This is a genomic window from Labrys wisconsinensis (assembly GCF_030814995.1).
Taxonomy (GTDB): domain Bacteria; phylum Pseudomonadota; class Alphaproteobacteria; order Rhizobiales; family Labraceae; genus Labrys; species Labrys wisconsinensis.
Map to the genome: position 1 here is coordinate 580638 of NZ_JAUSVX010000002.1, position 20099 is coordinate 600736.

19 protein-coding genes are annotated in these 20099 nt (G+C 70.2%); 12 read left to right on the plus strand and 7 right to left on the minus strand.

From position 1 onward, the window contains the following. Positions 1 to 63: 63 nt before the first annotated feature. Complete coding sequence (locus QO011_RS09140; RefSeq protein WP_307270557.1) at positions 64 to 1326, minus strand: N-acetylmuramoyl-L-alanine amidase; 1263 nt, start codon at positions 1324 to 1326, stop codon at positions 64 to 66. 672 nt (positions 1327 to 1998) lie between these two features. Between QO011_RS09140 and QO011_RS09145 the strand changes: the two genes are divergently transcribed. The 7 genes from QO011_RS09145 to QO011_RS09175 all read left to right on the plus strand — a co-directional run bounded on the left by QO011_RS09145 (position 1999) and on the right by QO011_RS09175 (position 9614). Continuing rightward, positions 1999 to 4680 carry an Rne/Rng family ribonuclease gene (locus QO011_RS09145; protein WP_307270559.1) on the plus strand — a complete coding sequence of 894 codons (2682 nt, stop codon included), beginning with the start codon at positions 1999 to 2001 and terminating at the stop codon, positions 4678 to 4680. Positions 4681 to 4818: 138 nt separating this feature from the next. Beyond that, positions 4819 to 5442 carry a tetratricopeptide repeat protein gene (locus QO011_RS09150; RefSeq protein ID WP_307270562.1) on the plus strand — a complete coding sequence of 208 codons (624 nt, stop codon included), beginning with the start codon at positions 4819 to 4821 and terminating at the stop codon, positions 5440 to 5442. A 41-nt stretch (positions 5443 to 5483) separates the two neighbouring features. Beyond that, a complete protein-coding gene (locus QO011_RS09155) occupies positions 5484 to 6251 on the plus strand; it encodes an NAD kinase (RefSeq protein ID WP_307270565.1) in 768 nt (255 codons plus the stop codon). A gap of 41 nt (positions 6252 to 6292) precedes the next feature. Next, complete coding sequence (locus QO011_RS09160) at positions 6293 to 6847, plus strand: hypothetical protein (RefSeq protein ID WP_307270568.1); 555 nt, start codon at positions 6293 to 6295, stop codon at positions 6845 to 6847. A 49-nt stretch (positions 6848 to 6896) separates the two neighbouring features. Next, positions 6897 to 7703, plus strand: coding sequence for an enoyl-CoA hydratase (locus QO011_RS09165; protein ID WP_307270570.1), 807 nt, complete (start codon positions 6897 to 6899; stop codon positions 7701 to 7703). Continuing rightward, complete coding sequence (locus tag QO011_RS09170) at positions 7703 to 8239, plus strand: CoA-binding protein (protein ID WP_307270572.1); 537 nt, start codon at positions 7703 to 7705, stop codon at positions 8237 to 8239. The genes QO011_RS09165 and QO011_RS09170 overlap by 1 nt, the downstream gene beginning before the upstream one ends. Positions 8240 to 8327: 88 nt before the next feature. Continuing rightward, on the plus strand, positions 8328 to 9614 hold the full coding sequence (locus tag QO011_RS09175) for an O-acetylhomoserine aminocarboxypropyltransferase (protein WP_307270574.1): 1287 nt from the start codon (positions 8328 to 8330) through the stop codon (positions 9612 to 9614). Between the two features lie 10 nt (positions 9615 to 9624). Here the strand turns inward: QO011_RS09175 and QO011_RS09180 are convergent, their stop codons facing one another. The 3 genes from QO011_RS09180 to QO011_RS09190 all read right to left on the minus strand — a co-directional run bounded on the left by QO011_RS09180 (position 9625) and on the right by QO011_RS09190 (position 12781). Beyond that, the gene (locus tag QO011_RS09180; RefSeq protein WP_370881929.1) at positions 9625 to 10842 is read right to left on the minus strand and encodes an MFS transporter; all 1218 of its coding nucleotides are present in this window, start codon (positions 10840 to 10842) and stop codon (positions 9625 to 9627) included. Between the two features lie 305 nt (positions 10843 to 11147). Then, entirely contained in the window at positions 11148 to 12131 is a 984-nt protein-coding gene (locus QO011_RS09185) for a zinc-binding alcohol dehydrogenase family protein (RefSeq protein WP_307270581.1), read from the minus strand. Further along, positions 12119 to 12781 carry a TetR/AcrR family transcriptional regulator gene (locus tag QO011_RS09190; protein ID WP_307270583.1) on the minus strand — a complete coding sequence of 221 codons (663 nt, stop codon included), beginning with the start codon at positions 12779 to 12781 and terminating at the stop codon, positions 12119 to 12121. Before QO011_RS09190 ends, QO011_RS09185 begins: the two co-directional genes overlap by 13 nt. A 116-nt stretch (positions 12782 to 12897) precedes the next feature. Between QO011_RS09190 and QO011_RS09195 the strand changes: the two genes are divergently transcribed. Further along, positions 12898 to 14109 carry an MFS transporter gene (locus tag QO011_RS09195; protein ID WP_307270586.1) on the plus strand — a complete coding sequence of 404 codons (1212 nt, stop codon included), beginning with the start codon at positions 12898 to 12900 and terminating at the stop codon, positions 14107 to 14109. 99 nt (positions 14110 to 14208) lie between these two features. After that, positions 14209 to 15624: an MFS transporter gene (locus QO011_RS09200; protein WP_307270588.1), complete on the plus strand. Its 1416-nt coding sequence runs from the start codon at positions 14209 to 14211 to the stop codon at positions 15622 to 15624. Positions 15625 to 15670: 46 nt separating this feature from the next. Here QO011_RS09200 and QO011_RS09205 read toward each other — a convergent pair whose 3' ends face one another. After that, the gene (locus QO011_RS09205) at positions 15671 to 16780 is read right to left on the minus strand and encodes a COX15/CtaA family protein (RefSeq protein ID WP_307270590.1); all 1110 of its coding nucleotides are present in this window, start codon (positions 16778 to 16780) and stop codon (positions 15671 to 15673) included. 101 nt (positions 16781 to 16881) lie between these two features. On the opposite strand from QO011_RS09205, the gene QO011_RS09210 reads away from it, so the two are divergent. Continuing rightward, entirely contained in the window at positions 16882 to 17094 is a 213-nt protein-coding gene (locus QO011_RS09210) for a DUF2842 domain-containing protein (RefSeq protein WP_307270593.1), read from the plus strand. 187 nt (positions 17095 to 17281) lie between these two features. Continuing rightward, positions 17282 to 17947: a transglutaminase-like cysteine peptidase gene (locus tag QO011_RS09215; RefSeq protein WP_307270596.1), complete on the plus strand. Its 666-nt coding sequence runs from the start codon at positions 17282 to 17284 to the stop codon at positions 17945 to 17947. A 40-nt stretch (positions 17948 to 17987) separates the two neighbouring features. On the opposite strand, the gene QO011_RS09220 is transcribed toward QO011_RS09215, so the two are convergent. Then, entirely contained in the window at positions 17988 to 18311 is a 324-nt protein-coding gene (locus QO011_RS09220) for a hypothetical protein (protein ID WP_307270599.1), read from the minus strand. Positions 18312 to 18545: 234 nt separating this feature from the next. Here QO011_RS09220 and QO011_RS09225 point away from each other — a divergent pair, with 234 nt between their 5' ends. Next, on the plus strand, positions 18546 to 19127 hold the full coding sequence (locus QO011_RS09225; RefSeq protein WP_307270601.1) for a manganese efflux pump: 582 nt from the start codon (positions 18546 to 18548) through the stop codon (positions 19125 to 19127). A gap of 4 nt (positions 19128 to 19131) precedes the next feature. Here QO011_RS09225 and uppP read toward each other — a convergent pair whose 3' ends face one another. Then, positions 19132 to 20004 (minus strand): undecaprenyl-diphosphatase UppP, encoded by an 873-nt coding sequence (uppP, locus tag QO011_RS09230; protein WP_307270604.1) that lies wholly within the window; start codon positions 20002 to 20004, stop codon positions 19132 to 19134. Positions 20005 to 20099: the final 95 nt, after the last annotated feature.

The following is a 20099-nucleotide window of genomic DNA, read 5'->3' on the forward strand; positions in this document are numbered from 1 at the left end:
TCCAGTCTCCTGCGCCCGGTTTATGGAAAAACTGCGGCCCGTCATGCTCCTGCGCCCGCGGACTCAGTTGGATGTGGCGCGAATGTCACGTTGCCGGGCGGCGAAGAACGAATCGATCGCCGCCATCACCGCGTCTGTGGCGTGGGCCCGCCAGTCGTCGGAGGTCAGCAGCTTCACGTCCTGCTTGTTGGAGAGATAGCCGAGCTCCAGCAGCACCGAGGGCACGTCAGGCGCCTTGAGCACGCGGAAGCCGGCGGAGCGGTGCGGATTCTTGTTGAGGGCCGCGGCAGCCTGGAACTCGTCGATCAGGATCTTGGCGAACTGGTTGGAGAACGACTTGGTCTCCCGGCGGGTCAGGTCGATCAGGATGTCGGCGACGTCGTCGGGCTCGCCCGAGAGGTCGACGCCGGCGATGGCGTCGGCCCGGTTCTCCTTCTCCGCATAGCGCGCCGCCTCGGCGTCGGAGGCCTTGTCGGACAGAGTGTAGATGGTCGCCCCGCGCACGCCGAACGGATCGGGCAGGGTGTCGGCATGGATCGAGACGAACAGCGCCGCCCCCTTCTGCCGCGCGATGTCGATGCGCCCGGCCAGGGTGACGAACGTGTCGTCGTCGCGGGTCAGCACCGCCTTGTAGCGCCCGCTCGCCTCCAGCTTCTTGGCCAGCATCCTGGCGAAGTCGAGCACGATGGTCTTCTCCTGCTCGCCGGTCGGCGTGACCGCACCGGTGTCGATGCCGCCGTGGCCGGGATCGAGCACCACCACCGGCGGGCCGGCCGGCTTGACCAGCGGAGCCTCCGACGGCGCGGGCGGCGCGGCCGCCTTCTGCTGCGCCGCGACCTCCTGCAGGAACACGGCCCGGTCGCTCTTGACGAGATCGACGACCAGGCGCGCCGGCTGGTCGTCGGCGGCCGGGATGATGAAGGCCTTGTCGATCGCCGCCGGGCCGGCGAGGTCGAGCACCAGGCGCGACTTGCCGGGCGCGATCAGCCCGAAGCGATAGGCCGACACCAGGCCCCTGCCCTTCCGGCCGATGTCGCCGGGCATGGCGAAGGTGATCTGCGGCAGGTCGACCACGACGCGGTAGGGATCGGCCAGGGCGAAGGCCTGGAACTGGATCGATGATGAAAGATCAATGATCAGACGCGTGCGCCTGGCGTCGCCGGCAAGGCGTGCATCGGTTGCCCGGATCTCGACGGGCGAGGCGGGCGGCGGAGAGACGGCCGGTGCCGGCGGGGCGGCAGGCGCGGGCGGCGCAGTCTCGGCGGCGCGCCCGGCGGAAGCGGTCGCGAGAAGAGCCAGAAGCACCAATGTCCAGAAGCGCCGCATCGGCCGATCGTCTCCGCCATCTCGGCCGAATCCCGGCTGGGATTGAATCAGGTTGCCGCAGCCCCGTAAAGACCGGCCGGACCGGCTCGGGCATCGCTGTGGCGTGTCGGGCACAGGCTGCGGAAATCCTTGCCAAAACCGTTGGCGAACCGGTAATAGTGTTTTGCTCTCGATTGCTTTTCCGGAAGTGTCGAATTCGAGCGTCGGTGCCCGCCGGTCCGATCCCGCGCCTGTCGAAGGAGCGCGCGGGATGGTCGGTCGAGGCGCTGAGGGCGGCCTTCCTCCGCCCGTGACGCGATCTTGAGAGGATCCGGAAGATCACGAGTGGTGCGCGGGCTGCAATGGCCCGGGCGGGCGCGAGCGTCCGCTGGACAGGCAGGTCTCACATCACGCGCTGGGAGCGCCGTCGCGGAATCCTCCGCGGCACGAACCCGGTGAAGGAGTGATGCACGGCTTCGCATCCCTCGGACAAGATGCCGTCCCGATACGAGCGCTCCGGACCGGAGCGGGCGCCGGGCGGAGCGTCGGCGTCCAACGGCGGTCACGCCGCACCGAAAATTTCCACCACCAGCAAAGCGGGCGCCAGCCTTCCGCGCGACCGGCGGGATCGAGGAGCATCTTCTCCCGACCGCCGATCGCGCGCCCATGGCCGCGCCCTTCAGAGAGAGGCACATGGCCAACAAGATGCTCATCGACGCCGCCCATCCGGAAGAGACCCGGGTCGTGGTGGTGCGCGGCAACCGTGTCGAGGAATTCGACTTTGAGTCCGCCAACCGCAAGCAGCTGCGCGGCAACATCTATCTCGCCAAGGTGACGCGGGTCGAGCCGTCCCTGCAGGCGGCCTTCGTCGAATATGGCGGCAACCGCCACGGCTTCCTGGCCTTTTCGGAGATCCATCCGGACTATTACCAGATCCCCGTCGCCGATCGCCTGGCCCTGCTCGCCGAGGAGCGGCGGGCTCATCGCGACGAGGACGAGGACGAGGAGAATGGCCGCGGCCGGGATCGCGACCGGCGCCGCGGGCGCGGCGGCAAGGGCGGCGCCAAGGCCGAGGCCGCGGAGGCCGATTCGGGCGAGACCGTCTCCGAGCCGGCGGAGGCCGGCGAAGCGGCGGATGCGGGCGAAACCGTCGAAGCCGCCGAATCCGGCGAGACCGAGGTCGCCGGCACGCCGATCGACGACAATGCCACCGGCAGCGGCGAGCTCGTCGAGGTCGGGACGGGCAGCGATCCCGAGCATGTGGAAGCGCTCGGCAGCGGCGATGCCCTGGAGGACGTGCCCGAGCGCACGCAGCGCAGCCGCAAGCAGTACAAGATCCAGGAGGTGATCAAGCGCCGGCAGGTGCTGCTGGTGCAGGTGGTCAAGGAGGAGCGCGGCAACAAGGGCGCCGCCCTCACCACCTATCTCTCGCTCGCCGGCCGCTATTCCGTGCTGATGCCCAACACCGCGCGCGGCGGCGGCATCAGCCGCAAGATCACCAACGCCGTCGACCGCAAGCGCCTGAAGTCGGTGGCCTCCGAGCTCGACGTGCCGGACGGCATGGGCGTGATCCTGCGCACGGCCGGCGCCGCCCGCACCAAGGCGGAGATCAAGCGCGACTTCGAATATCTCCTGCGCCTGTGGGAGAACGTCCGCGACCTGACGCTGAAGTCGTCGGCGCCGACGCTGGTCTACGAGGAGGGCTCGCTGATCAAGCGCTCGATCCGCGACCTCTACAACAAGGACATCGACGAGGTGATCGTCGCCGGCGACGAGGGCTATCGCGAGGCCAAGGAGTTCATGCGCATGCTCATGCCGAGCCATGCCAAGAACGTCCAGGGCTACAAGGATGCGGCGCCGCTGTTCCAGCGCTTCGGGGTCGAGACCCAGCTCGACGCGATGTTCTCGCCGCAGGTGACGCTGAAGTCGGGCGGCTACCTCGTCATCAACCAGACCGAGGCCCTCGTCTCCATCGACGTCAATTCCGGCCGCTCGACCCGCGAGCACAATATCGAGGACACGGCGCTCAGGACCAACCTGGAGGCGGCCGAGGAGGTCTCCCGGCAGCTGCGCCTGCGCGACCTCGCCGGCCTGATCGTCATCGACTTCATCGACATGGAGGAGAGCCGCAACAACCGGGCGGTCGAGCGCAAGCTGAAGGATTGCCTCAAGAACGACCGGGCCCGCATCCAGGTCGGTCGCATCTCGCATTTCGGCCTTCTGGAGATGTCGCGCCAGCGCATCCGCACCGGCGTGCTGGAATCCTCCACCGAGGTCTGCCCGCATTGCGGCGGCGCCGGCCATGTCCGCTCGGTCACCTCGGTGGCGCTGCACATCCTGCGGGCGCTGGAGGACCAGCTCCTGCGCAGCGCCACGCACAATCTGCTGCTGCGCACGCGCACCGGCGTGGCGCTCTACGTGCTCAACCACAAGCGAGGGCACCTGCACGCCCTCGAAGTGCGCTTCGGCGTCACCATCACGCTGAACGCCGACGAGACCATCGTCGGCAACCAGAACTACCTGATCGAGCGCGGCGACCTCGCGACGCCGGTCGAGCCCAAGCTCGCGCCGCCGGCGACGACGGTGCAGGTGGATTCGCTGCCGCCGATCGAGGAGGCCGAGGAGATCGAGGCCGAGGACGGGGACGAGGACGAGGACGAGGAGGCGACCGAGGCGCCGCGCCGGGGCCAGCAGCACGCGCGCGCCGAGAGCGAGGGCGAAGGCCGCCGCAAGCGCCGCCGCCGCCGCCGCCGCAAGGGCTCGGGCGAGCATCATCACGCCGAGCAGCCGGCCGTCGCCGCGCCGAACGAGGTCGAAGTCGAGGCAGAGACAGAGGCCGCGGCCGAAGCGACGGAAGAGGTCGCGATCGAGGCGGTGGACGCCGCCGCCGAGGCCGAGCCCGAAGCGCCCAAGCCGGAGGCAAAGGGCCGTCGGCGCGGACGGCGTGGCGGGCGCCGCCCGCAGGACGACGAGACGATCGAGGTGATCGAGGCGGCCGACGAGGATGCGTCCACGCCCGCCGCGGAGAGCCCGCCCGTCGAAGCCGCGCCCGAGCCGGCTGCGCCGGAAGCCGGGAAGAAGCCGCGCCGCCGCGGGCGCCGCGAGGTGCCGATCGCCGTGGTGCAGGAGGCGGAGACGGTGCAGGAGCCGGCCGCGCCGGAAATCGGCGAGCCGATCGAGGCCGTGGCCGTTCCGCCGGCCGCCGCAGCGCCGGTGCCCGAACCCGCGCCGGAACCGGAACTCGTGCCGGAACTGGAACCTGCGCCGGCGCATGCGCCGCGCGAGGTCGTGGTCTCCAATCCCGGCGCCTATGTCTATGTCGATGCAGTCGACCCGGCCGCGCCGAAGAAGGCCGGCTGGTGGTCGAAGCGCTGACGGCCGGGCGGCCGCGCCTCATCCGAGGCGTGGCCGCAGGCCTTCCGCGCGTCCGGCGAATTTGAGCGGCGGGGGATGGTGCTGGTGCGGCTTCGCCGCTAACATCGCGGCATCAGTCTCGCGCCGCAGGAGAGAATGATGCGCCTCTGGACACGTCTGGCCCTCTCCGTCGCGCTCGGCATCGCCCTGCCGGCTCCGGCCTTTGCCATGGGCACCGAGCCGCCGGCCGACGGCGACGCCAAGCCGGCGCCGTGCACCGAGACCGACAAGTCCAAATGCCCGGCGGCCGCCAAGCCCGGCGACGCCGCCAAGCCGACCGATGCCGCCAAGCCGGACGCGGCGCCGAAAGCGGCCGATTGCACCGAGACCGACAAGACCAAATGCCCGGCCAAGCAGGGCTTCCTCGAGCGCTATCACGACGCCGTGGCCCTGATCGATGCCCATCGCTACGAGGACGCGCTGACGGCGATGCAGGCGCTCGACGACGGCTCCTCGGCCGACGTGATCAACTATATCGGCTATATCCACCGCAAGCTCGGCCATATGGCGCAGGCGCAGATGTATTACGAGGCGGCGCTCCACATGAAGCCCAACCATCGCGGCGCGCTCGAATATTACGGCGAGTGGTACTGCATGATGGGCAATCTCGACAAGGCCCGGCAGAACCTCTCGACCATCGCATCCCTCTACGGCGCGGACAGCAAGGAATACACCGCCCTCGCCCATATGATCGCCGAGACGGCGGCCAAGACCAAGACCTGAGCCGCCGGACCGCGCACCCCTTATCCCTTCCCCCGGTCGACATGCCCCTTCAACGGATCGCCTTCGTCGCGAGCCCGACGCCGACGGCGCGCAAGGCGCTGAAGGCGTTGACGGAACGCTATGGCACTGTGCCGCTCGAGGAGGCGGACGTGGTGGTCGCCCTCGGCGGCGACGGCCTGATGCTGCAGACCCTGCATCGGCTGCTCGGGCGCCGCACGCCGATCTACGGCATGAACCGCGGCTCCGTCGGCTTCCTGATGAACGAGTTCCGCGAGGATGGCCTGATCGAACGCCTGACGGCGGCCGAGCGCAGCGTCGTCCATCCCCTGTCGATGAAGGCGAGCGACATCCACGGCGTCGTCACCGAGGCCTATGCCATCAACGAGGTGTCGCTGCTGCGCGCCGGGCCGCAGGCGGCCAAGCTGCGCGTCTCGATCGACGGTCATGTCCGGCTCGACCAGCTGATCTGCGACGGCATGGTGGTGGCGACGCCGGCCGGCTCGACCGCCTACAACCTCTCGGCCAACGGGCCGATCCTGCCGCTCAACGCGCCGCTGATGGCGCTGACGCCGATCTCGGCCTTCCGCCCGCGGCGCTGGCGCGGCGCCATCATCCCGCAGGAGGCCAGCCTCCTGATCGAGGCGCTGGAGCCGGGCAAGCGGCCGGTGAACGCGGTCGGCGACCACAACGAGGTGAAGTCGATCGCCTGCGTCGAGATCGCCATGGATGCGGCCATCGACCTCGTCATGCTGCACGACCCCGGCCATTCATTGGATGAACGCATTCTGCGTGAACAATTCGACTGGTAGAGAAGTCCCACGGATGATTCGCGGCTCTGTCGGAGGCAGCCATGCGCCTGGGTGTCCTGTTGTGCCTCTTGGCCGGTCTGGCCGTGTCCACGCCTGCCCTCGCCGGCGATGACGAGCAGGTGGCGTTGACGCCGCAGATGGTCGAGAAATTCGTCGAGGGCCACGCCGATCTCGAGGCGCTGGCCAAGGATCTCGCCAGGCAATATGGCGACCGCTCGGAGACCGAGGGCGACGACCTCGTCGCCGCCCTCCCCGCCTATCAGGATATCCCGGAGGCCAAGGCGCGCACCGCCGCGCTCCTGACCAAATATGGCTTCTCCGACCTCGACAGCTGGGAGCTGGTCACCAATTCGGTGCTGCTCGCCTATCAATATGTCGACCCGACGACGGCGCCGCCCAATATCGACGAGGAGAAGACCAAGGCCCGCGCCGAGATCGAGGCGGACGCGACGCTGACGCCCGATGCCAAGAAGGAGGCGGAGAAGCAGCTCGATGAGCAATATGCCTCGCTGCTGCAATATGTGCCCCTGCCCGGCAATATCGAGGCGGTCCGCCCGTTCGCGGCGCGGCTCAAGCCGATCGCCGAGGCGAATTGAGCCGGGCGCCCCAGGCGCGGTAAAAGGTCGCGATCGGGAGGTCGAGGTCATGACGATTCATGCCGCAGCAAGGGTCCTGGCGCGTTCGGACGAAGCCGGCGTCGCGACGCTGACGCTGAACAATCCGGCGCGCCGCAACAGCCTGTCGGAGGCGATGCTGGCGGAGCTCGGCCAAGAGCTGGCCGCCATCGCCGCCGACCCCGGCGTGCGCGCGGTGGTGATCGCCGCCGCCGGCCCGGTGTTCTCGGCCGGCCATGACCTCAAGGAGCTGACCGCCCGCCGCGCCGATGCCGACCGGGGCCGGGCCTATTTCGCCGAGATCATGAACCGCTGCGCCGCCGTGATGCAGGCGATCGTCCGGCTGCCGCAGCCGGTGATCGCCGAGGTCCAGGGTGTGGCGACGGCGGCGGGCTGCCAGCTCGTCGCCAGCTGCGACCTGGCGGTCGCCGCCAGCACGGCCAAGTTCTGCACGCCGGGCGTCACCATCGGCCTGTTCTGCTCCACGCCCATGGTGGCGCTGTCGCGCAACGTCGCCCCCAAGCACGCGATGGAGATGCTGCTCACCGGCGACATGGTCGGCGCCGAGGAGGCGCAGCGCATCGGCCTCGTCAACCGGGTCGTGGCGCAGGAGCGCCTCGGCGAGGAGACGGCGGCCCTGGCCCGCCGCCTCGCCTCCCGCTCGGCCCTGACGCTGCGGACCGGCAAGGAGGCCTTCTATCGCCAGCGCGAGATGGCGCTGCCGGACGCCTATGCCTATGCCGCCGCCGTCATGGTCGAGAACATGCTGGCCCGGGATGCGGAGGAAGGCATCGGCGCCTTCCTCGACAAGCGCGAGCCGCGCTGGGAAGACCGCTGATGAACCACGACGTCTACCCCGACGGCTATATCGCCGGGATCCTGCGCTCGGTGAAGACCATCGCCATGGTCGGCGCCTCCGCCAACGAGGTCAGGCCGAGCTATTTCGTGCTGAAATATCTCAGCCAGCGCGGCTTCCGCCTGTTCCCGATCAATCCCGGCCTCGCCGGCCAGACCATTCTCGGCCTCCCCGTCTACGCCCGCCTGAAGGACGTGCCGGAGCCGATCGACATGGTCGACATCTTCCGCAACTCGGAGGCGGCCGGCGCGGTGGTCGACGAGGCGCTGGCGCTGATCCCGCTGCCGCAGGTGATCTGGATGCAGCTCACCGTGCGCAACGATGCGGCGGCGGCGCGCGCCGAGGCGCTCGGCGTCAAGATGGTGATGAACCGCTGCCCCAAGATCGAATTTGGCCGGCTGTCCGGCGAGATCGGCTGGGCCGGCGTCAATTCCCGCACCCTGTCGTCCAAGCGGCTGCTGCGCGACCAGAGCGGGTTCCAGAGGCTGGGGCTGCGGCCCCAGGGCCCGCGCGAGTAACCCTTCGCCTCCCGGACGATTGACCTCGCGCGGTCCGCGCCCGTAGATGGGCCGATCCTTCAAGAACCAAGCTGGGGACGATACGACCATGTCTGCCGACCGCGAACCCGGATTCTCGACCCTGGCCGTCCATGCCGGCGCCCAGCCCGATCCCACCACCGGCGCCCGGGCGACGCCGATCTACCAGACAACTTCCTTCGTGTTCGACGACGTCGACCACGCCGCCTCGCTGTTCGGCCTGCAGGCGTTCGGCAACATCTACACCCGCATCGGCAACCCGACCAATGCCGTGCTGGAAGAGCGGGTCGCAGCGCTCGAGGGCGGCACCGCGGCGCTGGCGGTGGCCTCGGGCCATGCGGCGCAGTTCCTGGTGTTCCACGCCCTGCTGCAGCCCGGCGACGAGTTCGTCGCCTCGCGCAAGCTCTATGGCGGCTCGATCAACCAGTTCAACCATTCCTACAAGTCGTTCGACTGGAACGTGGTCTGGGCCGATCCGGACGACCTCGCCTCGTTCGAGGCGGCGGTGACGCCGAAGACCAAGGCGATCTTCATCGAATCGATCGCCAATCCCGGCGGAGTGATCACCGATATCGCCGCCATCGCCGCCATCGCCCGCAAGGCCGGCGTGCCGCTGATCGTCGACAACACCCTGGCCTCGCCCTATCTCGTGCGCCCGTTCGAGCACGGCGCCGACATCGTCGTGCATTCGCTGACCAAGTTCCTGGGCGGGCACGGCAACTCGATCGGCGGCATCATCGTCGACGGCGGCCGGTTCGACTGGCTGGCCTCGGGCCGCTATCCCTTCCTGTCGACGCCGCGGCCGGAATATGGCGGCATCGTCCTCGGCGAGACCTTCGGCAATTTCGCCTTCGCCATTGCGCTCAGGGTGCTCGGGCTGCGCGATCTCGGCCCGGCCCTCTCCCCCTTCAACGCCTTCCAGATCCTCACCGGCATCGAGACGCTGCCGCTGCGCATGCAGCGCCATTCCGACAATGCCTTTGCCGTGGCGAGCTATCTCGCCGACCATGCGGCGGTCGCCTGGGTGTCCTATCCCGGCCTGCCGAACGACCGCTACCACGCGCTCGCCCAGCGCTATTGCCCGAAGGGGGCCGGCGCCGTGTTCACCTTCGGCCTCAAGGGCGGCTACGAGGCGGGCATCAAGCTGGTCTCGAACGTGCAGCTGTTCTCGCACCTCGCCAATGTCGGCGACACCCGCTCGCTGATCATCCATCCCGCCTCGACCACCCATCGCCAGCTCAGCGACGAGCAGAAGGTGATCGCCGGCGCCGGGCCGGACGTGGTGCGCCTCTCCGTCGGCATCGAGGACGCGGCCGACCTGATCGCCGACCTCGACCAGGCGCTGGGCGCCGCCTGAGCCGGCGCGCTCAGGCCTTCGACGGGGCGTGGCCGGACGGCCGCGCCTCGCCGGCGAGCGACAGCGCGAACACGGCGAGGCCTCCGAGCCCGAGCAGGGCGCCGACCCAGCCGGTGGACGTCCAGCCGTAGCCGGCGGCGATGGCGACGCCGCCGAGCCAGGCGCCGAGGGCGTTGGCGATGTTGAAGGCGGAATGGTTGAGCGCGGCGGCCAGGGTCTGCGACTCGGCGGCCACGTCCATCAGCCGGATCTGCAGGGCGGGCGACAGGGCAAAGCCCGTGCCGATCAAGAGCACGTCGACGACGGCGAACCAGCCGATGCCGGCCGTGAGGCCGAACAGGACGAGCACGGCGATGTTCCAGACCAGCGCGCAGCCGATGGTCGGCAGCAGCGCCCGATCGGCCAGGCGCGGCCCGACGATGTTGCCGAGGATCATGCCGACGCCGAACAGGCAGAGCACGAAGGGCACGACCGCCTCCGGCAGGCCGGCGGCCTTGGTCAGCGTCGGAGTGATGTAGCTGAAGGTGGCGAACATGCCGCCCGAGCCGATGGCGCCGATGGCGAGCGTCAGCCAGACCTGGCGCCGGCGCAGGCCGGCGAGCTCGCGCAGGGGGCTCGCGCCCGCGGCCGGCGGATCATAGGGGACGAAGCGCCAGACCAGCGCCATGGTCAGCAGGCCGATCGCCCCGACCAGGGCGAAGGCGGCCCGCCATCCCAGGGCCTGGCCGACCCCGGTGGCGAGCGGCGTGCCGAGCAGGGTGGCGATGGTCAGGCCCAGCATGACGCGCCCGACCGCCTGCGCCCGCGCACCCGGCGCCATGGCGGCCGCCACCAGCGCGGCGACGCCGAAATAGGCGCCGTGCGGCAAGCCGGTGAGGAAGCGCAGCGCCATGAGCGTGCCGTAGCCGGGCGCGGCGGCACTGAGGAGGTTGCCGGCGGCGAAGATCGCCATCAGGCCGAGCAGCAGGGTGCGGCGCGACAGCCGGGCGCCGAGCACGGCGAAGACCGGCGCGCCGACCACCACGCCGAGCGCATAGGCGCTGATGACGTGGCCGGCCTGCGGGATGGTGACGCCGACGTCGCCGGCCACGTTGGGCAGAAGGCCCATGATGGCGAATTCGCCGGTGCCGATGCCGAAGCTGCCGACGGCGAGGGCGAGCTCGGCCAGGCGGGCGGCACGAATCGGCACCGAGCCGATCGTCGTCGGAGCATGAGCGGCGGATGACATCGTGGCGACCCGGAAACGATTGCGGACGCCGCAGCCCAACCGCGCGAAAGCGCCTTGCGGCGCCCGGACGGTCGAACGGCGGTGCAGGGGTGAATCCGGCCGGGGAGCGGCCCCGCGATGCCTGGTCGGGCAGCGAGGAAACGGTGGTTCGGCCGGCGGTCTTGTTGATTGATCGATCGATAATCGACTGGAAATGCGAATTCAAGCCAGCGAGACGGGAATTCGCAATCGTTTGCGGCCGCAGACGCCCCGATGCGTCCATGGGGCGCAGGCCGGACGAGGGCGAGGCAGGGCGCCGCCGCCGCTCAGCGGGTGAGCACCACGATCTTGCCGCCCGCCCTGTTCTCCTCCATCGTCCGATGCGCCTCGACGATCTCGTCGAGATGGAAGACCCGGCCGACCGTGACGGGCAGCGAGCCCGCGGCCACCCGGTCGACCAGGTCCTGCATCGGCATGGCTATGAAGTCCGGCACGCCGCCGGAATAGCTGGTGAGCGACACCGCCGTCGGGATCGCCTCCATCGGGCTGAACGCCTGGAAGGACCATTGGTTGCCGACAATGCCGGTCATGCAGACGATGCCGGGCTCCCGGACGGCCTGCAGGGAATCCTCGAGCGTCGTCGTGCCGATCAGCTCCAGCACCTTGTCGGCGCCGCCGCTCCATTCGTGCTTCACCCGCGCGGCGATGGCGCCATCGTCGACGAAGAAGCGATCGGCGCCGCAGGCGCGCAGGAGCGGCTCGCTCCGCGCCTGACGCGAGGTGGCTGCGACTTCGGCGCCATGGGCCTTGGCGATGGCCGCCGCCGCCATGCCGACCGATGTCGTGCCGCCGCGGATCAGCAGCCGTTCGCCCCTGCCGATCCGCAGCGCCCGGAACAGCGATCCCCAGGCGGTCTGCAGCATCTCCGGCAGGGCGCCGAGCGTCTCCCAGGGCAGGTCCGTCCGGACGGCGCGGACCTGGCCGGCCGGCACCATGGTGCATTCGGCATATCCGCCGTCGAAATCGCGGCCCATGCCGCCCATCACGGTGGCGACGATGTCGCCAGGGCTGAACTCGCCGCCGGGCGCGGCCTGCACCGTGCCGACCGCCTCGATGCCGAGGATGCGTGGAAACCGGACATTGGGCGAGTGCCCCTGGCGCGTGAACAACTCGGAGCGGTTGAGCCCGAACGCCTCGACCCGGATCAGCACCTGGCCCGGCTGCGGCTGCGGCACCGGTCGCTGCTCGATCTTCAGCACCTCCGGGCCGCCGGGCTGATGGATCACCACTGCCTTCATCATCTCGTGCATGGGATCTTCTCCTCGGGGCATCCGGCCGGTCGCTCGTCGTGCGATGCGGCCTTGGGGACGAGCGCCGAGCGCAGCGGCGCCAGCGCGACGGGCAGCGCGGCGAGCAGGCGCTCCCTGGGCACGCCGTCGCGCGCCTGCACGGACAGGCCGTGCAGGAAGACGGCGAGGGCATCGGCGAGAGCCGCCACGTCCGTCCCGGGCCGGACCTCGCCCTCCACCGCGGCGCGGCGCAGCCGGTCGGCGATGGCGGCGGCCCGCGTCCGTCGGCGCTCGGCGAGCCAGTGCGCCACGGCCTCGTTCTCGGGCGTGCAATTGGTCGCGGCCGCGACCACCATGCATCCCGGCGGCCCGCCGGGGCGTGTGTAGAGCATGACGGCTTCGTGCAGCATGCGCTCGACCGCCATGCCGATGCTGCCCTCCTCGGCCAGGGCACGGTCGGCGAAGCCGCCCTCCCCCGCCTGGTAGAGCCCGACCGCCTCGCGGAACAGGGCGTCCTTCGAGCCGAAGGCGGCATAGATGCGGGCCGAGGCGATGCCGAGGGCCTCGACCAGGTCCGCCATCGACGTGCCCTCGTAGCCGCGCCGCCAGAAGGCGTCGCGCGCCCGCCCCAGCGCCTCGTCGCGGTCGAACTCGCGTGGCCGTCCCGCCATGTCGGCTCCATTGTTGATCGATCAACAAATAATTGACTTGACATCGACAGGCAAGCCCTGCCTGCTAGGGAGCCGGCGCGCGCCGTGCCCCCCGCCAATCCGCCGCCAAAGCTGTCATGACCGAAGCCCTGACCCTGCCCGGCATCCGCCGCGGCACCATCACCGTGCTGTCCTTCGCCTGCGGCATCGCCGTCGCCAACGTCTACATCGTGCAGCCCCTGCTCGCATCGATCGCGCGCGACTTCGCCGTGTCCGAGGGCACGGCCGGGCTGGTGGCGACCGCGGCCCAGATCGGCTATGCCCTCGGCATCGGCCTGGTCGTGCCGCTCGCCGACACGGCCAGCCTGCGGCGCCTCGCCTTCGTGCTGCCGGCGATCACCGCCGCCGCCCTGTTCCTCGGCGCGCTGGCGCCGAGCGCCTCCCTGCTGGCCTTGATCACCGGCATTCTCGCCGTCACCACGGTCCTGCCGCAGATCATCATGCCGACCGCCGCCGCGCTTGCCGCGCCTGGCCGGAGCGGACGCGTCGTCGGCGCGGTCAGCACCGGCCTGATCCTCGGCATCCTCCTGTCGCGCGTGGTGTCCGGCGCCCTCGCCGAGCTCAGCGGCAGCTGGCGCACGCCCTTTGCCGTCGCCGGCGTCCTCACCGCGGGCCTGGCGGTGCTGCTGCCGCCCTTCATGCCGGCGCGCGGCGGCGCGGCGGGCGATCGCCTGTCCTATGGCGCCCTGCTCGCCTCCCTGCCCGGCCTGTTCCGCGACCATGCGGCGATCCGGCTCTCGGCGCTGCTCGGCGCCAGCGTGTTCGCCGCCTTCGCCGCCTTCTGGTCCACCCTCGCCTTCCACCTGGCGGCGGCCCCCTACCATCTCGGCCCGGCCTATGCCGGGCTGTTCGGCCTGCTCGGCGCACCCGGCGCCCTGCTCGCACCCCTGGCCGGCCGGCTCAGCGACCGTCACGGCTCCCATGCCGCCAATCTGGTCGGCCTCGTCTGCGTCGCAGCCGCCTTCCTGGCCTTCGCGGCCTTCGGCTCCCACTCGCTCCTGGCCATCGTCATCGGCTGCAACCTGCTCGACTGCGGCGTGCAGAGTGGCCAGATCGCCAACCAGGCGCGCATCTTCGCGCTCGGTGCCGCATTCCGTGGCCGGGTCAACACCATCTACATGGTCTGCGTGTTCTCCGGCGGCGCCGTCGGCTCCCTGGTCGGCGTCAACGCCTATGGCGCCTTCGGCTGGGCCGGGGTGTGCGCGGCCGGCGCCGGCTTCATCGCCATCGCGGCCGCGGGTCTCGCCGCCGGCTGGCGCGGACAGGCGCGACGCCCCGAGGCGCTCTGATCGCGCTCGGGACAATTCTTTGTCGGCCGACAAACAAAAGGCTTGACGTCCTCTACCCAACTTCCATTCTTTGTCGATCAACAATGAATGGAAGCTGCCATGACATCCCTGCCCGGCACCATCGACGCACAGGCCCGTCCCGGCGGGCGCGGCGCCAGCCTGGCGTTGCTGGCCTTTGCCCAGCTCGTCATCTCGCTCGACATCAACATCGTCTTCGTGGCCCTCCCCGAGATCGGCACGGGGCTCGGCTTCACCGCCCGGACCCTGCAATGGGTGGTCGGCGCCTATACCGTCTTCGCCGGCGGCTTCCTGCTCCTCGGCGGCCGCGCCGCCGACCTCCTGGGCCAGCGCCGCATGTTCGTCACCGCCCTCGGGCTCTATGCCCTGTCGTCCCTGGCGGGCGGCCTCGCCTGGGCGCCGTGGGTGATCGTGGCGGCGCGGGCGGTGCAGGGTATCGGCTGCGCCCTGCTCTTTCCCGCGACGCTGTCGCTGATCAACCGCCTGTTCGCCGAGGGACCGGAGCGCAACCGCGCCCTGGCGGTCTGGGGCGGAGCCGGTGCCAGCGGGCTCACCCTCGGCTCGCTCCTCGGCGGCTTCCTCACCGGCGCCTTCGGCTGGCCCTCGGTGTTCTTCGTCAATGTCGTCCTCGCCGGCGCCGCGCTCGCGGCCGCCTTCGCCGTGATTCCGCCCGACGGCGCCGGCCGCGCGCGCCGCGGCTTCGACCTGCCGGGCGCCGCGACCATCACCGCCGGCGCCACCCTGCTCGTCTATGCCCTGGTGGAGGGCCCCGACCGGGGCTGGACGGCGCCCGACGTGGTGACGGCGGCGGCGCTCGCGGCGATCCTGCTCCTTGCCTTCACCGTGATCGAAGCGCGGACGGCGGATCCGCTGATGCCGACGAGGCTCCTGCGCAACGGCAGCCTGGTCGCCGCCATGACCATCACCTTCCTCTACATGGCGACCTTCGGCGCCCTGCCCTATTTCCTGACGGTGCTGTTCCAGACCCTTCGCGGCTTCGGCGCCGTGGAGACGGGCCTCGCCTTCCTCGTCCCTTCACTGGCCATCGCCGCCGGCACCCAGCTCGGCGAGCGGCTGGCCGCGCGCCTGACCGTCCGTGGCACGCTGTGCGCCGGCATGGTGGTCGGAGCCGTCGGCACGGCCGCGATGCTGCCGGGCGTGACGCAGGCCGGCTCCTATCTCGCCATCGTCCCCGGCCTGGTGGTCTCCGGCATCGGCCAGGGCGTCACCTGGACGGCGATGTGGATCGCCGCCGCGGCGGGCGTCGACCATGGCGAGCAGGGCGTCGCCTCCGGCATGGCCTCCACCACGCTCAATGTCGGCAATGCGGTCGGGCTGGCGATCCTGATCGCCGCGGCCAATGCCGGCACGAGCGGCCTCGCCGGTGAACCCTTGCGGGCGGCGATGACCGCAGGCGTGCGCCTGGCATTCCTGCTCGCCGCCGGCGGCATCCTGGCGGGGCTCGCCGTCGCCCTCGCCCTGCCGCGGCGGCCCTAAGCAGAGTTTCCGAGCCCGCCCTGCGGGCGGAGTTCGGAAATTCTGCTTAGGCGGTGCGGTCGGCCGTCGCCAGCCGCGGGGTGCCGACGGGCCGCCGGCCCTCGGCGTCGCGATGCACCGCCTGGGCATGCACGGTCGCCATGGCCAGGAGCATGACCGCGCAGGCCTGGTGCAGCAGGCCGGACCAGACCGGCACCATCAGCAGCAGCGTCATGATGCCGATGCCGACCTGGGTCAGGCCGATGGCGAGGAGCGCGATCGCCCGTCGCCGGGCCGCGCCGGCATGGCGCAGCGAGAAAGCGTGCCAGGCGAGCACGGCAAGAACGAGATAGGCCATCATCCGGTGCTGGAACTGCACGGTCATGACGTTCTCGAAATGGTTCACCCAGCCCGGCTTCATCACATAGAGGTCGGCGACCGGCGGGATGAAATACCCGTCCATCAGCGGCCAGGTGTTGTGCGACAGGCCGGCATTGAGCCCGGCCACCAGGCCGCCGAGGAAGATCTGCGCCAGCACCAGGACGACCAGCGCGGAGGCCACGAGCCGCTGGCCCGGCGCGACGGCGTCGCGTTCGCGCCCCGGCGCCAGCGAGCGCGCCACCCAGACGATGGCGGTGAAGATGATGCAGGCCAGCGTCATGTGCATGGCCAGGCGGTACTGCGAGACGTCGGTGCGCTCGGAGAGGCCCGAGGCCACCATCCACCAGCCGAGCGCGCCCTGGCTGCCGCCGAGCGCCAGCAGGGCCAGCAGCCTCGGCTTCAGCTTCGGCTCCAGCCAGCCGCGCCACCAGAACCAGGCCAGCGGCAGGGCGAAGGCGATGCCGATCAGGCGGCCGAGCTGGCGGTGGCTCCATTCCCACCAATAGATGAACTTGAACTCGCCGAGGCTCATGCCCTGGTTGAGCAGCCGATATTGCGGGATGGCCTGGTACTTCTCGAACTCCGCCTGCCACGCCGTGTCGCTGAGCGGCGGCACCGCGCCGGTGACGGGCTTCCACTCGACGATCGACAGGCCGGAATCGGTCAGTCGCGTCGCGCCGCCGACCACCACCATGGCGAAGACCATGAGGGCGACGACCCCGAGCCAGATGCGGATGGCGCGGCGATGCGCCACTTGCGCGGCGCCGTCCGCTGCGGCATCGGTGCTTGCGATCATGTCGTCTCCGTCGGGTGCTCCTGTCGGCGCGGACAGATATACCCCGCAATGCCGGGCGGCAACGCGCGCCCGCGTCGCAGGCAACAAGGCAGGACCCCGCGATGAGGATGCGCACGCGCAAGCTGATCGGTTCCATCACGATGATCGTCTTCGTCATCGTCTACGCCCTCATGGCGATGGGTCTGGCGCAGGGGCGCATCACCGAGGCGGCGGGCTGGGTGCAGGGCCTCACCTACGCCGTGCTGGGCCTGGCCTGGGTCCTCCCGGCCGCGCTGATCATCCGCTGGATGGAGAAGCCGGAGAAGACGCGCTGAGGCCTGGCCAAGGCGCTTCGCCCGCAGACGGAACGGCCTCGGAAGATCGAAACCTGTCCTTAACCGCATTGCGCAAGTGCCGCACCGCAGGTCGGCAGAAGATGGGCGATGCATAAAATTCGATCGAAGTTTTTCTGCCGGAATTGAATGGACGAAGTCTTTCATGACCTCAACAAGAGGTCATGTCATGCGTTCCTCGACTGTCGTCTCCTTCGCCGTTTCTGTTTGCATGCTGTTTACCATCAGCCCCTTCGTCTCGGCCCAGGCCCGCGAGGTGCCGGCCGACGCCTCGCCTTCGTCCTTCGCCCGGACCGGCGGAGCGGTGAAGGCGCCGGTCGGCTGGACCAGCTTCTGCGCAGCGCAGCCGGAGGAGTGCAGGGCCGGCGACGGACGGGCGCTGCAGGTCAGGATGGACGCGGCGGCCTGGCGCCAGCTGCGGCAGGTCGACCGCCTGGCCAATCACCAGATCGAGGGCGTCGCCGACGACGAGCATTACGGCATCTACAAGATGGGAATCATCAACTGGTGGACCTATCCCGACGACGGCAAGGGCAACTGCAACGACTATGTGCTGCTGAAGCGCAAGCTCCTGGTCGAGGCGGGATGGCCGAAATCGGCCCTGCTGCTCACCGTCGTCCTCGATCACGAGAACAAGGGACATCTGGTGCTGACCGTCCGCACCGATGCGGGCGATCTGATCCTCGACAACATGGTCGACGACATCCTGGCCTGGGACGAGACCGGCTACACCTTCGTCAAGCGCCAGTCGGCGGAGGATCCGAACGTGTGGCTCGAGATGGAGCCGGGCCATGCGGTCGCCGGCGTCGCCTCGCTGCCCGCGAGCCGCGACTGAGCCTCGGAGGCTGCCCGCCGTCCATCGACCGGAAAGCCCGTCAGCAGCGGTTCTGGCGCCAATAGAGGTCGATCAGATCCTTACCGTCCCGGTCCAGCACCGCGAAGGTGCCCGGCACGATGACGAAGAAGCGCTCCGACCGGCGCCCGCCGCCCGCCGTATATTCGGCCACGGTGCCGCAGGCGATGTAGCCGGGCATGCGGCTGCTCGGCCTGAGCGTCGAGATCTGCAGCTGCGCCTCGATGCCGTCGAGCCGGCGGACCACGGCGGCCCGCGCCAGATCGGGAACGTCGGCCAGCGACGGCAGGGCCTCGCCTGGCGCTGCGGCGAGGAGGAACAGGGCGGTCGCGGCTGCGCTCGGCATGGCACCTTCGGGCGAATCGTGAGGGAAGGCTTGCGCCTCATTTCGCCATAAACATGGCGGACCATTCCAAATCGCGGCCAGCCCCGTGTGACGGGACGTTCGATGCCTCGGGCGTCGGCGTCCTTGCGGGCGCGGCCGCGGCATGGGAAGACATCCACGATCAATCCGCTTGTGCGTCAACAAGAGTCCGCGAGGACGTCTTGCTCCTGTACGGGCCAGATGTCCGGACTTGTGATGAACTGGATCTTTGTTGTCGGCCTCGCGATCGCGTCCAGCATCGACAATGTGGCGACCGGCCTCGCCTACGGGCTGCGAGGCATGCGCATCGGCACGCTCTCCAACCTGGTGATCGCCGCGATCTGCTTCGGCTTCAGCCTGGCGGGCCTGGAGCTCGGGGCCTGGCTCGGTTCGGTGCTGCCGGGCCGCCTGCCGAGCATCGCCAGCGCCTTCCTGCTCTTCGGCATCGGGCTGCGCCTGGTGCTGTGGACCATGCCGCGCAGCACCGGCGCCGGACCGCAGGCGGGGCAGCCGCCCGCCGGCTCGCCCGGGATCGGGCTGTGGGAGACGCTGGCCCTCGGCGTCGCCCTCTCGGCCAATGCCCTCACCAACGCGGTCGGCGCGGGATTGATGGCGCTGCCGGCCTTCGACATCTCGGCGAGCGCCGCGGTTGGCAGCTTCCTGGCCATCGCGGCCGGGACGGCGCTGGGGCGCCGGGCGCGCCGCCTGCGCTTCGGCCCGCTGTCGGTGGAGCGCTTCAGCACGGCGCTGAGCGGCCTGATCCTGATCGGCCTCGCCGCGGCCAGCCTGGCGCGATGAGCCTTCAGGCCCAGCCGGCCGCGAGCACGCCGGCGAGGATGACGATGCCGAGCACGGCGCGATAGATCACGAAGGGCCAGGTCGAGAAGCGCTCGAGGAAGCGCATCAGCCCCCAGATTGTGACGAAGGCGGAGAGGCTGGCGATCACCAGGCCGACGATCAGCACGGACCAGGCGTGCAGCGAGATGTGTGCCTGGTGGAGGACGTAGAGCTCCTTCAGCCCCGCCAGCGCTATGGCGGGGATGCCGAGCAGGAAGGAGAAGCGCGCCGCCTCCTCGCGCGAGAAGCCGAGGAAGAGCGCCGCCGTCAGGGTCGAGCCGGAGCGGGAGACGCCGGGGATCAGGGCGCCGATCTGGGCGACCCCGACCACGAGCGCGTCGACGAGGCTCATGCGCTCGACCTTGCGCCGGTGGCTGGCCCACAGCTCCGCCAGCGCCAGCAGGACCGCCATGACCAGGCAGGCGAGGCCGATGACCCAGAGGCTGCGGATCGAGGTTCCGCAGGCGTTGAGCACGGGCGAGAGCAGCACGCCGGCAATGACGATCGGGATCGTGGCGATGACGATGCCGACGGCGAGGCGCAGAGCCGGCGCCGACCAGTTGCGTCGGCTGAGGGCGTCGAGCGATCCGACGGCGACGAATCGCACGTCGCTCCAGAAATAGGAGACGATCGCGGCGAGCGCGGCGAGCTGCATCGCCGCCGAGAACGCCGATCCCGGGTCCTGCCAGCCGAGCAGCGCCGGCACCAGGCGCATATGGGCGGTGGACGAGATCGGCAGCAGCTCGGTGATGCCCTGGACCACGCCGAGCACGGCGATCCGGGCATAGCCCAGCGCCGCGAAGCCGGTGTCGACGCCTTGCGTGCAGATCTCGGCCATGGAGCTTCTCGAGAGGGTGGAGAGCCGCTTGATCGCCCGGCATTGTGGCCGACTTGCGGCGCGCGTCACGGCCCTCGGCCGAAACCCGCGGCGAC

Excerpts from the sequence above, each read along its gene's own strand:
- QO011_RS09140 (WP_307270557.1), bottom strand. The coding sequence starts at position 1,326 with ATGCGGCGCTTCTGGACATTGGTGCTTCTGGCTCTTCTCGCGACCGCT.
- QO011_RS09145 (WP_307270559.1), top strand. The coding sequence starts at position 1,999 with ATGGCCAACAAGATGCTCATCGACGCCGCCCATCCGGAAGAGACCCGG.
- QO011_RS09150 (WP_307270562.1), top strand. The coding sequence starts at position 4,819 with ATGCGCCTCTGGACACGTCTGGCCCTCTCCGTCGCGCTCGGCATCGCC.
- QO011_RS09155 (WP_307270565.1), top strand. The coding sequence starts at position 5,484 with ATGCCCCTTCAACGGATCGCCTTCGTCGCGAGCCCGACGCCGACGGCG.
- QO011_RS09160 (WP_307270568.1), top strand. The coding sequence starts at position 6,293 with ATGCGCCTGGGTGTCCTGTTGTGCCTCTTGGCCGGTCTGGCCGTGTCC.
- QO011_RS09165 (WP_307270570.1), top strand. The coding sequence starts at position 6,897 with ATGACGATTCATGCCGCAGCAAGGGTCCTGGCGCGTTCGGACGAAGCC.
- QO011_RS09170 (WP_307270572.1), top strand. The coding sequence starts at position 7,703 with ATGAACCACGACGTCTACCCCGACGGCTATATCGCCGGGATCCTGCGC.
- QO011_RS09175 (WP_307270574.1), top strand. The coding sequence starts at position 8,328 with ATGTCTGCCGACCGCGAACCCGGATTCTCGACCCTGGCCGTCCATGCC.
- QO011_RS09180 (WP_370881929.1), bottom strand. The coding sequence starts at position 10,842 with ATGTCATCCGCCGCTCATGCTCCGACGACGATCGGCTCGGTGCCGATT.
- QO011_RS09185 (WP_307270581.1), bottom strand. The coding sequence starts at position 12,131 with ATGCACGAGATGATGAAGGCAGTGGTGATCCATCAGCCCGGCGGCCCG.
- QO011_RS09190 (WP_307270583.1), bottom strand. The coding sequence starts at position 12,781 with ATGGCGGGACGGCCACGCGAGTTCGACCGCGACGAGGCGCTGGGGCGG.
- QO011_RS09195 (WP_307270586.1), top strand. The coding sequence starts at position 12,898 with ATGACCGAAGCCCTGACCCTGCCCGGCATCCGCCGCGGCACCATCACC.
- QO011_RS09200 (WP_307270588.1), top strand. The coding sequence starts at position 14,209 with ATGACATCCCTGCCCGGCACCATCGACGCACAGGCCCGTCCCGGCGGG.
- QO011_RS09205 (WP_307270590.1), bottom strand. The coding sequence starts at position 16,780 with ATGATCGCAAGCACCGATGCCGCAGCGGACGGCGCCGCGCAAGTGGCG.
- QO011_RS09210 (WP_307270593.1), top strand. The coding sequence starts at position 16,882 with ATGAGGATGCGCACGCGCAAGCTGATCGGTTCCATCACGATGATCGTC.
- QO011_RS09215 (WP_307270596.1), top strand. The coding sequence starts at position 17,282 with ATGCGTTCCTCGACTGTCGTCTCCTTCGCCGTTTCTGTTTGCATGCTG.
- QO011_RS09220 (WP_307270599.1), bottom strand. The coding sequence starts at position 18,311 with ATGCCGAGCGCAGCCGCGACCGCCCTGTTCCTCCTCGCCGCAGCGCCA.
- QO011_RS09225 (WP_307270601.1), top strand. The coding sequence starts at position 18,546 with ATGAACTGGATCTTTGTTGTCGGCCTCGCGATCGCGTCCAGCATCGAC.
- uppP (WP_307270604.1), bottom strand. The coding sequence starts at position 20,004 with ATGGCCGAGATCTGCACGCAAGGCGTCGACACCGGCTTCGCGGCGCTG.